Source organism: Parapedobacter flavus (assembly GCF_035818675.1).
Classification (GTDB): domain Bacteria; phylum Bacteroidota; class Bacteroidia; order Sphingobacteriales; family Sphingobacteriaceae; genus Parapedobacter; species Parapedobacter flavus.
Map to the genome: position 1 here is coordinate 208,954 of NZ_JAYKZZ010000011.1, position 14,522 is coordinate 223,475.

Here is a 14,522-nt window from a genome sequence, read left to right on the forward strand (position 1 = left end):
TTAAGATTAGTTTGCCTATAGCATCGTGGTATTCCCGGTGCTTATAGGGGTCTTTCCTGTAACACGGTTTGGTTACATGAATAATAAAATTCATACATTTGTAATGTTAAGTGGTTAGTAAATAAAAAGGTGACTTGCTCCAGTGATTCATCCAATACGGCTTAACGTTGACCGGAAGTGTTACCAGCGCTTCCGGTTATTGCGTATCAGACACCGTCTTGTTCATTCGTTCAGTATTAACCTCCTTTCTTGTTGGGCCGTTTGTTCCATGCGGAATGTGAACCCAGTGCTTGACTCGATGGTTTTCAATAAGGTCGATAGTCGGACACTCCGCGGAATTTCGGCAGAGAAGGTACGCGCTGGAATCCCCTCCAGATCCACTTCGAAATCGTACCAACGGGAAATTTGTCGCAGGATGGCTTTTAAATCGGTATTATCAAAAACAAACATCCCATTCTTCCAACCCACCGCTGTGGCCATATTTGCTTTTTGCTTACGGAGTGAATTGCCCAAAAGGGTCGTCTCTTCACCAGGCTTCAGTAAAATACTCATCGAATCGGCCGAGCCGTCACGGGGTACGGAAACCACCTTTATCGTTCCTTCGATGAGCGTTGTGCGCACCGTCGGCTCGTCTTCATAAGCGTTGATATTGAAGGTGGTACCTACCACATTAATATACTGCCCTTTGGAAACCACTTGGAATGGTTTTTCCTTATTGGGGGTTACTTCGAAGTAACCCTCTCCTTCCAGCAGTTCGACCACGCGGCGCTTACCGTCGAACGCCAATGGATACCGTAATGCGGAAGCGGCATTCAACCAAACCGTCGTGCCATCTGCCAGTACCAGTTTATACTGCCCGCCTTTGGGGGTACGGATGGTGTTCCAGTCGACGACATTTCGATGCCCCTCCGCAATGGGGCTGCCGTCCATATAGGTAACGGCTTCGGCTTTCACCACAATCCCCTCACGCTCATCGCTAAGGTCGATAATCGAGCCGTCTGCCAAAATAAGGCTTGCCTTGTTGGTTCCCGGCAATAAATCGGTGGATAGCAACTCCTTGTTTTCGGACAACGGGGCTGGACGCCCCGCCCAAAAATGATAGGCCAGTGATAGGCTTAGCAAAAGCAGGGCTGCAGCGGCCCAACGGATGGTGGGGGAGAGCTTCTTAGGGAAGCGCTGAACAGTGCCCGTGGGGCTCGTTGCCAAAAAGCGCTTCATGTCGCCCTGCATCTCCGCGCTGATGCGTTCCATCACTGGGGCGTCGGCATGAGGTAAACGGCGGTCTTTTAAATAGGCCAGAAAAGCCGCTTCGACTCGTTTATTTTCCTCCGTGGAGCACGAGTCCACCAGATAACGCTCAATGATATCGCTTATAGGGTCTTTTTCCATGGCTAATTCAGGAACTCCTTTTATAGGTTATGTCCCGTGATCACGGCAAAAGTCCCGGAAAAATTTGATTTTTTTCACCAAAAAAGGCCGAGTAAATGAAAATATGGTCCTTTGCGTTTTGCTCGGATGATGGTTTTTGCTTCACTGAGCATGTTTTGTACGGTTTTCTTCGACAGTTGAAGTGCCTCGGCAATTTCTTCATTCGAATAGTTTTCCACTTTGCTCATGAGGAAAGCCTCGCCCATTTTGCCCGGTAAGGTATCGGCCAACCGTTCAACTTCTGTAATGAGTTCTTTGAACAGAAGTGTGTCGTCAGCGTAAACTTCTGCCGTTTCCATGAACTTGTGGAAATGAACAGCGTAGTCCGCCCGTATTTTATTGTGGGCTACCAGCTTCAAGAATTTATATCGAACTGCGCTATAGAGATAGGCGCGAATGGATACCGACACGTAAACGGTCGCCCGTTTATTCCATAATGAAATAAAAATTTCTTGAACAAGGTCCTTTGCGGCCTGTTCTTCGCCGGTTAATTTGAAGGCATACGCAAACAATAGCAGGTGATACCGATTGTGTAATTCAGTGAATGCTTCCTGACTGTCTTGTTTTATTTGCTGAAGAAGTTCGCTATCTGTCACATTCACCATGTGTCATCCCATTACTATTTCATTACGCAAGTCAAACATAAGAACTTTTCACGACATAATTATTGCCTGTCTTCTTCTCAGACGGTAGCTACTTATGGAAACAAAATACTTGAAAAAATGTCGATACTTTTTATTGGTGATTTACGTGCCAGGCGGAATCCGAATATTGAGCAAAACAATAACTGGGGAGGGCCATTTGACCCGACCTTGGAGTAGGCAAATGATCTCGTTGATCAATACCGGATAAGCACATGGGGGTTTCCACTTATTCGGTGTATTTAATCGCTTGGGCTTTTTGGTATTCGTCGGTTTCTTCGGAACCGCCGTACTCAAATCCGAGAATGATAACACCATCGGCGCCTACTTCACGGCATTTAGCGATAATTCGCTGCTTGGCCCGCTCCTCGCCCTTCAGGCCACTGACTTTTTCAGAGAGATGGCCGATGACACGGTACGCAGTATTGACATCTTTCTCGGCGTAATAAACATCTACCTGTTCCGTAGGCTGGTAGCGGTCGCCCACATAGGAGACCGTCATGCAGGCTTGGAATGTGAGGAGGGCGACAATCAGTGCGCCCATTATCTTGGGTAGGGTCATATTCTTCATGATGCATCTGCTTTGATACGCAATAATACAAAAAAATAACCAACGGGCCGCTGCGCTGCATGCGGATGTAATCGGCGGTTGTAGCATGAGCAGGAGAGTACAGTACAGTTATCAAAAAAAATATCCCGAAGTTTGTAACTTCATAATTAGGTTTATAATTGGTTTGTAAAGGTTTCCATTCTCCCCGTTTGGAAACCTTTCTTTTTGTGCGCTAATGAAATGCCCGCTGGTTAGTCCATCTTAAAGTGTTTATCGGCAAAATCCAGAAAGGCCAGCCAGTCGTACCGTGTTACATCGTGCTTGCCTGCGCGGATGTGGTAGCCCACATCCTGCATGATGGGCTGGTGGATGGCCGGTGGCGTGGCCGACGGAAGGCCCTGTAATCCGTAAAGTTCGTATACCGGGCCGGCATGGTAGGCCGCCAGGTATTCGCCCTTGGGGTCTGCCCATCGGTCTTCTTCAGCACTGGCGACATAAACCGCCCGCGGCGCCATCAATGCAATCAGTTCGTGTTGGTCAAACGGCAGCTCGTCCGCGCGCCTGTGGTAAGCATCATAGGCCGGGCAAAACCACGCCGGTTTGATGGAGCTCACAATGGCAAGCGTTTCGCCGAAATTACGGCGCGACAGCGCGGCACCACCCTCGCCTGAATTGTTGGAGATGACAACTTTGAACCGTGTATCTTGCGCACCTGCCCATAGGGCGGCCTTGCCCTGCCGGGAATGACCCATGATGGCGATACGGGCTGTGTCGACCCGGGGCTCGGTGGCCAGGTAATCGACAATCCGGCTGGAACCCCATGCCCACGCGCCAATGGCCTGCCATTCGTCGGGCGCTTCGCTATCGGCATCGTAACCGGGGAAAAGCGAAACAATGCTATGGTCTTTCAACCCGGGTTTATCGGGGAATATGTCGTGGTAGCACATGGTGGCCACGCCATAGCCGCGGTCGATGATGTCATCGTACGACCACCGGCTGGCCTGGCAGCCCCGCTCCCAGTCGGGGTGGCCCGCTTCCTTCACCAGGGCGAAATTTTTGGAGTATAAGATGGTCGTATCCAGCGTGGTGCTGTGGTTGCCCTTGAAATTGTATCCCACAAACATCGGCACCTGCTTCGCGCCATTGTTGGGTAGGTATACCAGCAATAGGGCCTCCAGGGTTTTGGTGCCGTTACTGAACAGTAGCTTTACCTGTCGGCTCGTCGCTTTGCCGCCCAGCGCCTGTGGGTTTTCGGTGAGTACTTCGTAGCGCACGGCAACAGGGTCGGTGGGCGTGCGCCCATACATATACGTGCTGAACAAGTTGAGTAGCTCGGGCCGCCGCTGTTGTTCCCATTGTGCCACGGTGGTAATCTGCTGGCCGTCTTTATTGGTGAGCAGCGCCGGAAGCGTGTATGCCCCGACCTTCGACTCGTCGTAGTTTACATCTTTCCGCTGTGCCCAGCTACTGGCGCTGGCCATCGTCAACAGCATCATGGTGATACCGATAGGCTTGTATTGGATCTTCATACGACAAACTTAACGAAAGTTAGGTTAAGTTCCATCCACCAAACGGAACGCCTCAACGGTCTTGCCCTTCAGGTGCGCCTCCCATCGGTCGAGCAGCGGCTTCTCCAACTCAAATTCGCGGTACTCGTCGGGACTCATAATGGGGATGCCCCGCACGATGGGGTACATACGGCTGCACTGCCCACAGCGAAGGTACCCCTCGTCGATGGCGCCCGCCGCTGTGGTGCGGATGGTGGTAAGTGTGAGGTCTGCCCGATCGAAGGGGCAGCATAGCTTGTTAATGGTAGCGATGTTCATGATAATGGGTTTTCATATTATCGAAATGTGTTTTTGGTAATGGCGGATGGCCTCCGCGGGGGAGTCACTGCCCATGATACCCGAAACAACAGCGATACCGCTATAACGGAGGTTCCTGAGTTCGGCTACATTGTCGGGCCGGATGCCACCGGCCAAAAAGACGGGTCCACCATAGATGGCCCGTGCCCGGCGTACCGACGCGGGTGTAACGATTTCGCAGCTCTCGGTGGTGCTGGAGGGAAACATCGAGCAGAACGAGATATAATCGGCCTGATGGGCGTGCGCCCAGTGTACGGACGCCATATCGTTCGTGCAGGTAATGCCATACCGGAAGGGCCGGCTTACCGCAGCTTGCACGATCCCGAAGTCGGTAGGGATAGCGTCAAAATGGACACCATCCAGCGGGGTGTCCGCCAGGTAGGGCCACTGGTTGTTGATAAACACGGGCACGTTGTGGGCATGGCACCGCTTACACAGTCCCTCAACAAGAGCGGGAACATCCTCCTCCTTGTCGAAATGGTCCCAGATTTGCAGGGCAGCGATACTCTCGGCCTCCGCCAGCACCGCATCCACCTTGTCGTATAGTTCCAGTTTGTCCATCGCCGGGTCGACCACCAGATAGATTCCGGTGCCGATGGGGCGTGGTGTTTTTATTACGTCCATCCGTTCTGATAAGCATGTTGAAAAGCGGCCCAGTAGGGGTCTTCATCGTGGTAAGGCATGTCCGTTGCCTGGCCGTCCTCTATGAGTTGGATACCGTTGGCCTTATCGGTGAGGTGGCCCACTTCCGCGCAGGGGATACCTGCGGTTCGGAGGCGGTCGATGGTGGCGCGTGCGGTAGCGGGCTGGCAGGCGATGACCATGGCGCCCGCACCTACGCAGTAGCGTGGGTCAAGCCCGAAAGCAGTGCATACCTGCAGCTGCACCGGATGAACGGGCAACTTTTCGCTGTCGATCAACACGCCATGGCCCGATGCGACCGCCAGCTCGTAGATGGCTCCCAGCACGCCGCCTTCGGTAACGTCGTGCATGGCGCTGATCGGCCTGTCGGCCGTCTGGCCGTTTACCGCCACGAGCGCATCCGGTAGGGCAGAGGTACGGAAAAAAGATTCGCAAGCCAGCCGGTATATTTCCGCACCGGCCTTTTGTTTCACCGTCTCCGGAAAGCTCATGGCCAGGATGGCTGCCGATGACAGCGCACAGTGCTTGGTAACCAGAATGACATCACCCGCACGGGCTGCCGAGGCGGTAAGCAGGGCGTCACGCGGCGCTACCGTAACCAGCGTACCGCCACCCGCGATGGTGGAATGTTGGTGTGCAACGAAGCCGGTATGGCCGCCCGTGATGGCTACACCGATATCGGCACAAAAACGATGGATATATTTCCAGTATTGTTTGAAATCGGTTTCGCTGAGCGTGTCGGGCAGGTTCAGCACAAACTGGCCGTACATGGGCCCCTGACCGGTGGTGGCCATGTCGTTGGCCATGAGGTGTACCGATAGCCATGCCGAGGCTTCCAGCCCCAATGAAGGGATGAGCGACAGGGGGTCGCTGGTCATGGTCATGGCCAGCCCGCCGGGCAGGTCTACTACCGATACATCCACGCCGAAGCTTGGCCCGGCGCGTACTTCCCCACGGGGGTGACCACCCATGGTCGCGATGGTGCGGTCAAACAGCGGAATCCCTATTTTGCCAAGTTGCTTCGTCATCAACCCACATCATTAAACCGCACGTACAAGCCGAAAAAATCACCGTACGGCAGGCTCCACTGCTGTACGGGGAACCACCGGGGCAGGCCTGTGCAGGTCCATTCGATGGTGTACTCGCGCCCCAGAAGGGCCTCATGGATGATGGCACTCAGTTTCTTGGGCGTGTAGAAGGTGGCCGTGAGGTAGAAAGGGTTCTTGCCGAACAGCTCCTGCACACGCCGCCGCACTACTTTAGGCGAGTTGCGGTTCATCATGCCCATGGCGATGCCATAGCGGGCAACGCGGGCAGCCTCGCGGATCACGCGCACCGGGTCGCGGTAGTACTCAAACGTGGTGATGAAGGCAAGCGCGTCGAACGTTTGGTCTTTGAAGGGCATGTGGTGCGAGTCGGCCATTACCAGGTCACCCTCGAAGAGGTGCATGGCCTGCGACAACATGAGGGGTGAGATGTCGCCTCCCGTGGCTTCAATGCCGATTTCTTTCCACCACCGTGTGAAACGGGTGGTGCCGCAGCCGAATTCGAGCAGCGTCTCTACGCGACGGTCTTTAGACACCAGCTGTTCCATCACCTTCTTCTGCCAGATCTCGGCACGTTTGTAGCGGCCCTCGTACCACTGTTCATACGTGTCGGTGTGCGCCCTGTTGAAAAACCATTCGGGTCGGTTTTGCCAGTTTTGCTGTTTTTGGGGAATAAGTTCGAGTGTTGTTTTTCCGTGTTCCATGATGTTCGCCTTTGTGTTTGACAGCACCGTGAACGGAAATACCAATGGCGTGCGGAACAAGTATGGTTGTCTTGTTGGTCTGCATCCCTACGTTGGCATCATCCAAATCAGGTAATTAGGGTGTAATCTCAGCCCCCACGGGGCACCCCTTGCTGTGTACCGCCACAAACATAGGGAATGTTGGGTTGATATGCAACCGCATTTAGAAAACGAAAGGCCCGATTCCCCCTTGTTGCTAAAAGATTGCCATGTAAAGCGAGTACAGCGAGGTGGCGATGATGAGCGTGCCGACCGCAACGAAAAGTGTCTTCTTGGTCACCTTTTTGGTAATGTAGGCGCCCAACGGAGCAGCCAGTGCCCCACCGAGGATAAGACCGAGGATAATCTGCCAACTGTGGATACCCGTGAAGTAAATCAATACCCCCGCCGTGAAATAAGTGACAAAAAATTCTGCCGTATTCACCGTGCCGATAATCGTACTGGGCGTATTGCCCTTGCGGATGAGGTTGGAAGTAACGATGGGGCCCCATCCGCCTCCGCCAATGGCATCAAAAAAACCACCGAAAGCCGCCAGCAACGACGCACCTTTGGTATTTTCTGTCGTCTTGAGGTTCTTCTTGAATGCCTTGAGCAAAATCAGCACGCCTAAGATGAGCAGGTAGGCATTGATATAGGGCTTGATGACATCGCCGTCGATGACCGACCCCAGTATAAAAGCTCCTAACGACGCAAAAATAACCCCTGGAATGACCAGTTTGAAAAATAGGGATTTGTTGAAGTTGCCGAACCGGATGTGTGAGAGCCCCGAAACGCCGGTGGTAAATATCTCTGCGGTGTGGACGGCCGCAGACGCTAACCGCGGCGACAGCCCATAACTGAGCAGCACGGCACTCGAGGTGGCACCATAGGCCATGCCCAATGCACCGTCGACCATTTGTGCTACAAACCCCGCCAGCATAAACCAAAAGAAGGTCTCGTCGAAAAGCAGGTCTTTGGTACTGGCATAAGGGAGGTATTTAACCACCACGATGGCAACCAACGCCAATTTCATCAACACGATCCCAATGGAGATATGCCGGGTTGTGATTCGCTTCATCCGCTGAATCGAGTATGCTTGGACCCTAGCGAATGGACTCATATACTTCTATTTACAGTTGCACTCATATGGTATTTCCATGATCTCTGTTGTGCGTCGCCTACCCACCGACCATGGTATTACCCGGCAAATATATAAATACAGCACAAATTCTACCTAATAAGTAGAGTATTATTTTAAAAAAAGTTTCGAAATGTGTGCCCAGTACGCCGGTTTTTTTGTTGGCATATATAGCAACTTTGGTTAAGTTTGCATGCAACCAATGATATTCAGCTCATGAAACATTACCTCCTATGGATTGCCTTGCTCGCCGTGATGGCATGCCATCCGGCCAACAACAAACACGAAGCCAACAAACGACCCAACATCGTGGTCATCTATATGGACGACCTGGGCTATGGCGACGTCGGCGCGTACGGTGCTACCGAGTTGAAGACACCCAACATGGACAAACTGGCTGCCTCGGGGCTGCGGTTCACCAATGGTTATGCATCGTCGGCTACGTGCACCCCCAGCCGCTTCGCCCTGCTCACGGGCACCTACCCTTGGCGCAATAAGTCGGCTAAAATCCTGCCGGGGACCGCGCCACTGGTTATCGATACGCAGCAACAGACCATACCCCGTATGCTCAAGCAAGCGGGCTACCATACGGGAGCAGTGGGCAAATGGCACCTCGGACTAGGAACGGGGGTGATCGACTGGAACCAGCACATCGCTCCGGGGCCCAATGAAGTGGGCTTCGACTATGCATTTATCATGGCCGCTACGCAAGACCGCGTGCCCACGGTCTTCATCGAAAATGGCCTCGTGGTAGATGCCGATCCGGCTGACCCCATCGAGGTAGATTACGCCAACAACTTTGCAGGTGAACCTACCGGACTGGACAACCCCGAGCTGCTGCGGATGCGGTGGCACCATGGCCACAACAACAGCATTGTCAACGGCATCCCCCGCATCGGGTTCATGAAGGGAGGCGAAAAGGCCAAATGGGTAGACGAGCATCTGGCCGATACGTTCCTTACCCAAGCCCAGCAGTACATCCGTAAGCACAAGGACGGGCCTTTCTTCCTGTATTATGCGATGCACCAGCCGCATGTGCCCCGTACGCCCCATCCGCGTTTCGTAGGGGCCTCTGGACTGGGGCCCCGGGGCGACGTCATCGTGGAGGCCGACTGGTGCATTGGCCAGCTGATGAACACCCTCGAGGAAGAAGGGTTGCTGGAAAACACGCTGGTGATTTTCACCAGCGACAACGGCCCGGTGGTAAACGACGGTTACTACGACGATGCGGTGGAACTGCTGGGCGACCACACGCCGTGGGGCCCGCTGCGCGGGGGCAAGTATAGCCTGTTCGAAGCCGGAACGCGGGTACCATTCATCGTGCAGTGGAAAGGACGGGTAGCCCCCGGCGTATCCGATGCCATGGTATGCCAGTTGGACCTGCTGGCCTCGTTGGCCAGCCTAACGGGACAGCAGGTAAACACTGGCGACGGCCAAAACCTCCTCGTCACCCTGCTGGGCGACAGCACCACCGGGCGCGACGACCTGATTATCGAAGCCAGCTCGCGCACGGCCCTGCGGCACGGCGACTGGGTGATGATACCGCCATACAACGGACGGAAACGCAACCCCCGCGTAAACATCGAACTGGGCAACGACACCACCTACCAGCTGTATAACCTCAAAGACGACATCGGCCAGCAACATAACCTGGCCGCGGCGGAGCCGGAGAAACTACAGGAACTGGTAGACCGGTACCGCCAGCTGCGCGGCGAAGCGGGCACACCCGAGCTGTTGGAGTTGAAATGATAATCGGCAAAAAATTCCTTATTGCTCAAACAAAACGAGCCCCCCGCTGGGTGGGTTGCCGCTGAGCGTGAAAGCCACCTGGCGGTGGATGATGCCTTCTACTTTGGGTGCCAGCTGCTCCAGGTAGTCGGCATTGAGCCGCGGCCCCACGATGGTAACCTCGATGGTGCCCGTATCGCGCCCCTCGGCGTAGTCGCCCGTAAGGACCACCTGATCCACCTCCCCCATGCGCTGCAACACGGTCTCCACAATGCGATCTAAACCCAGGTACTTATGCACGATATCCTGCAGTGAACCGAATAGCGGATGCTGCGTGTTGGCCCGGTACGACACGCGGTTCCGCTGCGCCTCCTTTTGGAGGTAACCGGCGTCCGACAGGTTGTTGAGCTCCCGGCGGATGGCGTTGGTGGATTCGTTGAACTCATCGGCCAGCCCCCGCATGTGGCCCCGGTTGGCGGCATTGATGAAAAACTTCACCAGTAATCGCAAGCGGGTTTTCGAGGTAATGAGCGAATCGAGCATGTTTGTTTGTGTACCGAGCAACAAAAGTACTCTTTTTTTCGGAAAGTCGTTCAAGTGGACATGCCTACAAACATTCGGGCGGCAGCGGCGTTTCTTAAAGGATGAAGCCGTTATGGAAATGGGCAATCGGTGTAGCCGCGGGTATACTCGTGGTCATTGCCGTGGCCAGTTGGTTCGTGAACCGTATGCTGAAGCCGAAATTGGCGGCGGCCTTGGTGGCGCGCGTGGCCGAAGGTACGGAGGGCCGCTATGCTCTCACTTACAATCGGCTGGAGTTGTCGGTGTTGGCTGGAAACGCTATGGCGACCGGCATCCGATTGCGGCCGCGCGCGCCGCACGACAGCACCTGGCGGCCGGCAACCAGCTACGATATCCAAGTGGCGCGACTACGGGTAAGCGGGGTGGGCTTACTGCGATTATTGGTAACCGGTAACCTGCACATCAGCACCATCGCCGTAGATACCCCATCGATACGCATAACCACCCATGCGACCGTGGATACCGCGGAGGTAGACACCGCCGGGGGGGCATGGTTGGACCGGCTGGCCGAAAACCGAGCGTTGGCAGGCACCCGCGTGGGGCGCTTTGCGATCCACGAAGGTGAACTGGCGTTGGTGAGCGACCGCGATGCTGGCCGCCTCCATGTCCGGCAAATCAATGCAACCCTGCGGGATATCCAGGTCGACGCTGCTGCCTTGCACGATACGAGCCGCTTGTATGGTGCAAAGGCTGCGCACATAACCGCTGCGGCGGTGGCCTACACCCGGCCCGATAGCTTGTACCAATTGCGTACAGGCGCGCTCCGTTTCGAGACAGCGAAGCGCCAAGCGGTACTGCGCGATCTGCAGTATGGGCTCACCGTAAGCAAGGCGGAGTTTTATCGCCACGTAGGGCGGGCGGAAGATATCGGCGACATCGCCGTCGCCCGCATCTCCCTCCGCGGCATCGATATAGGTCGGTGGGTGGCTACGCAGACCCTGGCGGCATCCGCCCTGCACATCGACAGTGGCCATATCGCCGTGTATAAAGATAAAACGCAGCCCAATCCGCCGGAAAATAAAATCGGCCGGTCGCCGCACCAGCAGTTGCTGCGCATGGAACAACGGGTGGCTATCGACTCGGCGCGGGTTGGCGCAATGGATATCCGCTTCACGGAGGTAAGCGACCAAACGGGTGAGGCCGGAACGGTGACGTTTGGGGGCACCACCGCCCTGATACATCACCTTACCAACGATTCGGCCGAATTGGCGCGCGATCCCTTTATGCTGCTGCATGCACGCGCCCGGGCCATGGGAGCGGGCGACCTCAGCGTCGACTTCCGATTTGACCTGCGGGATAGCCTGGGTGCACATACCTACCATGCTGAGGTCGGTCCCATGGACGCGACGGCCTTCAACCGCATGCTCACCCCCCAACTGCGGGTCGAAGTTGCCGGAGGGAACGTCCGCAGCCTGCGCTTCGACATGGAGGCGAACGACCGCCGTACGGCTGGCACGCTGCAGCTGGACTATGACGGCCTGAAGGTGAACTTTTTGCGGGAAAACCGCGATGGCGGAACGTCGACAAAGAAGGTAGCCTCCTTCCTGGCCAACCGCTTCCTCCTGAACGATAGCAACCCCGATGCGAACGGTGTGCACCACACGGGGCAGGTCTATATCGAACGTCCAGCTTCGTTTTCGTTCTTCAAGATGATCTGGCGCAGCATCCGTGAAGGAACGAAGCAGTGCATCGGATTGGGCGATGAATGAAAAAGAAACCGTAAATTTACGCCCATGATACGTACGTGTTTACTCCTTTTTGCCGTGCTGGCCACCCACGTAGCCTTGGCGCAAAAGACCCCTGCGGTATTGAAAACCGAATTTACTGCGGAGGCCCTCCAGCAATCGCTCTTCCGTCCGGATGGCACACAAACCACCGCCGGCGAGGTGTTGGATGGGTTTAAAGGCCAAACGGTGCTCCTCTATATCTGGGCCATGTGGTGCCCCGACTGTCTCAAAGGGTTTCCGGAGCTGAAGGCCTTCCAAGCGGCCAACCCCGATGTGCCCGTGGTCTTCTTTTCACTCGATAGGGAAAAACAGCGGTGGAAAGACGGTATCGAGAAGTTCGACCTGAAAGGCACCCACTATTGGTTTAAAACCGATTGGAAGAACGCTTTCACGAATGCGATCGACCTCAACTGGATACCACGCTACCTGATCATTAACCCCGAGGGTGGCATAGCCCACTATTATGCAGTAAAGGCCAATGACCCCGCATTGCAACAGGCCGTCGACAAGCTGGCGAAGTAATTGGGCACTTTTCAACGTGTCGCGTGTCGTCATTGCGAACCCGAGCGTGGGGAACGGGCGACGGAGTGAAGCAATCAACGGCAGCGGAGAGATCGCTAACATTCGCATTTTTCTGCGAATTTAGCTAAGTTTGCCGCCGTAAATAAACATTAAACGCCGTTTGCACCGGTATCAATGCTATGAAAAAATACCTTACGTTGCTGTACTATTGCTACAGCCCCATTGAGCATGCGGACGTGTATGCCGCAGATCACCTTCGATTTTGTAAATCGCTCGGCCTGGTAGGCCGCATCATCGTGGCCGACGAAGGCCTCAACGGTACCGTATCGGGCACTCCCGATGCCTGCCGGGCGTATATGGATGCCGTGCATGCCGACCCCCGCTTCGCAAAGGCGGAGTTCAAAATCGATGCGGTGGATGAGCTTTCCTTCGTCAAGATGCACTGCCGCTATAAGCCCGAAATCGTACATTCCGGCCTGCGCGACCCGACAATGATCGACCCCACCAAGGAAACGGGCAAACACCTGGAACCGCATGAGTTTATGGAAATGAAAGACCGCGACGATGTGGTGGTGTTAGACGTGCGGTCCAACTACGAGCATAACGTGGGCCGGTTCAAGAACGCGGTAACGCTAGATATGGAGAACTTCAGGGAGTTTCCAGATAAGATCAAGGAACTGGAGGCCTACAAAGGCAAGAAAATATTGACCTACTGCACCGGCGGAATCAAATGCGAAAAAGCCTCGGCCCTGCTGCTGAAAAGTGGCTTTCCCGACGTGTACCAGCTGCATGGGGGCATCATCAAATACGGTAAGGAAGCGGGTGGAAAAGACTTTGAGGGGAAATGCTATGTGTTTGACAACCGGGTAACGGTAGACGTGAACCGGGTGAACCCCACCGAGGTAGCCACTTGCCGCAACTGCGGTACACCTAGCAGCCGCATGATCAACTGCGCCAATCCCGAATGCAACGACCACTTTGCCCAATGCGAGGCGTGTGGCTGGAAGATGGAAGGGTGCTGCTCGGAGGCTTGCATGGCGCACCCCCGCAGGCGCCCCTACGATGGTACGGGCTTTTATGTAAAGGTGCCACAGCCGGTAAACTACGAGAAAATCAGCCGCCGTGAAGCGAAGCGGCTCACGGCCACCCCCAAGTTACATAATTGATGTTTTTGGCTACTTCGAGGTATTTGCGCTCGTAATAGGTTTTGATGCTGAGCACCTCATCGACCAAGTCGGAATGGTAGAGGTCTGTGGTTTGGGCACGAATGGGCAATCCCTGCGCAGTTAGCTGCGCCAAGGTATAGGCGTACAGCCCGTCGTTATCCGTTTTGAGGTGCATCACACCTTCGGGCACCATAAGCTGCCGGTACCGGGCGAGGAAAACCGGGTGGGTGAGCCGCTTTTTTTCGCGACTTTTTTGCGGCTGCGGGTCGGGGAAGGTAATCCATATCTCGGCCACTTCACCGGGCGCAAAATAGTCGAGGATCGTCTCAATCTGGATACGGAGAAAGGCGACGTTCGAAATATCCTCTTCGATGGCGGTTTTGGCACCCCGCCAAATGCGGTTGCCTTTGTAGTCGATACCGATGAAGTTGCGCTCGGGGAACAGCTTGGCCAAGTTTACCGTGTACTCGCCCTTGCCGCAGGCCAGCTCAAGCACGATGGGCCGGTCATTGCCGAAATGATCGGTTGCCCACCTGCCCTGCATCGGCTTGCCGGCATCCAGCTGCAATACATTGGTAAACGTCTCGATTTCCTTGAACTTGCGTAACTTGTCTTTTCCCATGGGGCCACTTAATAGCCCGCAAACTTAGCAAATTACGCACAAAGATGCGTAGTTTGTGATCTCTCTGCTGCCATTGAAAGCACGACAGCTGCAGAAACTTAGCAAATTACGCACAAAGATGCGTAGTTTGTGATCTCTCTGCT

15 protein-coding genes and 1 riboswitch are annotated in these 14,522 nt (G+C 54.8%); of the genes, 4 read left to right on the plus strand and 11 right to left on the minus strand.

The window, feature by feature from the left end; all coding sequences use genetic code 11:
• Positions 1 to 222 precede the first annotated feature (222 nt).
• The 9 genes from U9S71_RS10650 to U9S71_RS10690 form a co-directional block, all read right to left on the minus strand.
• Positions 223 to 1,389: a FecR family protein gene (locus U9S71_RS10650; protein ID WP_326327386.1), complete on the minus strand. Its 1,167-nt coding sequence runs from the start codon at positions 1,387 to 1,389 to the stop codon at positions 223 to 225.
• Positions 1,390 to 1,463: 74 nt separating this feature from the next.
• Positions 1,464 to 2,033 (minus strand): RNA polymerase sigma factor, encoded by a 570-nt coding sequence (locus tag U9S71_RS10655; protein ID WP_326327388.1) that lies wholly within the window; start codon positions 2,031 to 2,033, stop codon positions 1,464 to 1,466.
• A 265-nt stretch (positions 2,034 to 2,298) separates the two neighbouring features.
• Entirely contained in the window at positions 2,299 to 2,640 is a 342-nt protein-coding gene (locus U9S71_RS10660; RefSeq protein WP_326327389.1) for a hypothetical protein, read from the minus strand.
• Between the two features lie 230 nt (positions 2,641 to 2,870).
• Positions 2,871 to 4,148: an alpha/beta hydrolase family protein gene (locus U9S71_RS10665; protein WP_326327391.1), complete on the minus strand. Its 1,278-nt coding sequence runs from the start codon at positions 4,146 to 4,148 to the stop codon at positions 2,871 to 2,873.
• Positions 4,149 to 4,172: 24 nt separating this feature from the next.
• Entirely contained in the window at positions 4,173 to 4,445 is a 273-nt protein-coding gene (locus tag U9S71_RS10670; protein ID WP_326327392.1) for a Trm112 family protein, read from the minus strand.
• Positions 4,446 to 4,457: 12 nt separating this feature from the next.
• Positions 4,458 to 5,108: a thiamine phosphate synthase gene (locus tag U9S71_RS10675; RefSeq protein ID WP_326327393.1), complete on the minus strand. Its 651-nt coding sequence runs from the start codon at positions 5,106 to 5,108 to the stop codon at positions 4,458 to 4,460.
• Entirely contained in the window at positions 5,099 to 6,154 is a 1,056-nt protein-coding gene (locus U9S71_RS10680; protein WP_326327395.1) for an AIR synthase-related protein, read from the minus strand. Before U9S71_RS10680 ends, U9S71_RS10675 begins: the two co-directional genes overlap by 10 nt.
• The gene (locus U9S71_RS10685) at positions 6,154 to 6,876 is read right to left on the minus strand and encodes a class I SAM-dependent methyltransferase (protein WP_326327397.1); all 723 of its coding nucleotides are present in this window, start codon (positions 6,874 to 6,876) and stop codon (positions 6,154 to 6,156) included. The genes U9S71_RS10680 and U9S71_RS10685 overlap by 1 nt, the downstream gene beginning before the upstream one ends.
• A 67-nt stretch (positions 6,877 to 6,943) precedes the next feature.
• Positions 6,944 to 7,036, minus strand: a riboswitch (TPP riboswitch).
• A 75-nt stretch (positions 7,037 to 7,111) separates the two neighbouring features.
• The gene (locus tag U9S71_RS10690; protein WP_326327399.1) at positions 7,112 to 7,972 is read right to left on the minus strand and encodes a sulfite exporter TauE/SafE family protein; all 861 of its coding nucleotides are present in this window, start codon (positions 7,970 to 7,972) and stop codon (positions 7,112 to 7,114) included.
• 276 nt (positions 7,973 to 8,248) lie between these two features.
• On the opposite strand from U9S71_RS10690, the gene U9S71_RS10695 reads away from it, so the two are divergent.
• Entirely contained in the window at positions 8,249 to 9,781 is a 1,533-nt protein-coding gene (locus U9S71_RS10695) for a sulfatase family protein (RefSeq protein ID WP_326327400.1), read from the plus strand.
• Between the two features lie 18 nt (positions 9,782 to 9,799).
• Here the strand turns inward: U9S71_RS10695 and U9S71_RS10700 are convergent, their stop codons facing one another.
• Positions 9,800 to 10,303, minus strand: a complete 504-nt coding sequence (locus U9S71_RS10700) for an ArsR family transcriptional regulator (protein WP_326327402.1) — start codon at positions 10,301 to 10,303, stop codon at positions 9,800 to 9,802.
• A 101-nt stretch (positions 10,304 to 10,404) separates the two neighbouring features.
• Between U9S71_RS10700 and U9S71_RS10705 the strand changes: the two genes are divergently transcribed.
• From U9S71_RS10705 to trhO, 3 genes are all read left to right on the plus strand, one after another.
• Positions 10,405 to 12,051 (plus strand): hypothetical protein, encoded by a 1,647-nt coding sequence (locus tag U9S71_RS10705; protein ID WP_326327404.1) that lies wholly within the window; start codon positions 10,405 to 10,407, stop codon positions 12,049 to 12,051.
• Positions 12,052 to 12,075: 24 nt separating this feature from the next.
• Positions 12,076 to 12,591, plus strand: a complete 516-nt coding sequence (locus U9S71_RS10710) for a TlpA family protein disulfide reductase (RefSeq protein ID WP_326327405.1) — start codon at positions 12,076 to 12,078, stop codon at positions 12,589 to 12,591.
• A gap of 179 nt (positions 12,592 to 12,770) precedes the next feature.
• Entirely contained in the window at positions 12,771 to 13,757 is a 987-nt protein-coding gene (gene trhO, locus U9S71_RS10715; RefSeq protein WP_326327406.1) for an oxygen-dependent tRNA uridine(34) hydroxylase TrhO, read from the plus strand.
• Here trhO and trmB read toward each other — a convergent pair.
• Positions 13,729 to 14,379 carry a tRNA (guanosine(46)-N7)-methyltransferase TrmB gene (gene trmB / locus U9S71_RS10720; protein ID WP_326327407.1) on the minus strand — a complete coding sequence of 217 codons (651 nt, stop codon included), beginning with the start codon at positions 14,377 to 14,379 and terminating at the stop codon, positions 13,729 to 13,731. The genes trhO and trmB overlap by 29 nt on opposite strands.
• Positions 14,380 to 14,522 lie beyond the last annotated feature (143 nt).

What these genes read in the sequence shown, in the direction of transcription:
- U9S71_RS10680 (WP_326327395.1), bottom strand. Translation starts at nt 6,154, where the DNA reads ATGACGAAGCAACTTGGCAAAATAGGGATTCCGCTGTTTGACCGCACC.
- U9S71_RS10710 (WP_326327405.1), top strand. Translation starts at nt 12,076, where the DNA reads ATGATACGTACGTGTTTACTCCTTTTTGCCGTGCTGGCCACCCACGTA.
- trhO (WP_326327406.1), top strand. Translation starts at nt 12,771, where the DNA reads ATGAAAAAATACCTTACGTTGCTGTACTATTGCTACAGCCCCATTGAG.
- trmB (WP_326327407.1), bottom strand. Translation starts at nt 14,379, where the DNA reads ATGGGAAAAGACAAGTTACGCAAGTTCAAGGAAATCGAGACGTTTACC.
- U9S71_RS10675 (WP_326327393.1), bottom strand. Translation starts at nt 5,108, where the DNA reads ATGGACGTAATAAAAACACCACGCCCCATCGGCACCGGAATCTATCTG.
- U9S71_RS10690 (WP_326327399.1), bottom strand. Translation starts at nt 7,972, where the DNA reads ATGAAGCGAATCACAACCCGGCATATCTCCATTGGGATCGTGTTGATG.
- U9S71_RS10670 (WP_326327392.1), bottom strand. Translation starts at nt 4,445, where the DNA reads ATGAACATCGCTACCATTAACAAGCTATGCTGCCCCTTCGATCGGGCA.
- U9S71_RS10660 (WP_326327389.1), bottom strand. Translation starts at nt 2,640, where the DNA reads ATGAAGAATATGACCCTACCCAAGATAATGGGCGCACTGATTGTCGCC.
- U9S71_RS10705 (WP_326327404.1), top strand. Translation starts at nt 10,405, where the DNA reads ATGAAGCCGTTATGGAAATGGGCAATCGGTGTAGCCGCGGGTATACTC.
- U9S71_RS10685 (WP_326327397.1), bottom strand. Translation starts at nt 6,876, where the DNA reads ATGGAACACGGAAAAACAACACTCGAACTTATTCCCCAAAAACAGCAA.
- U9S71_RS10700 (WP_326327402.1), bottom strand. Translation starts at nt 10,303, where the DNA reads ATGCTCGATTCGCTCATTACCTCGAAAACCCGCTTGCGATTACTGGTG.
- U9S71_RS10695 (WP_326327400.1), top strand. Translation starts at nt 8,249, where the DNA reads ATGAAACATTACCTCCTATGGATTGCCTTGCTCGCCGTGATGGCATGC.
- U9S71_RS10650 (WP_326327386.1), bottom strand. Translation starts at nt 1,389, where the DNA reads ATGGAAAAAGACCCTATAAGCGATATCATTGAGCGTTATCTGGTGGAC.
- U9S71_RS10665 (WP_326327391.1), bottom strand. Translation starts at nt 4,148, where the DNA reads ATGAAGATCCAATACAAGCCTATCGGTATCACCATGATGCTGTTGACG.
- U9S71_RS10655 (WP_326327388.1), bottom strand. Translation starts at nt 2,033, where the DNA reads ATGGTGAATGTGACAGATAGCGAACTTCTTCAGCAAATAAAACAAGAC.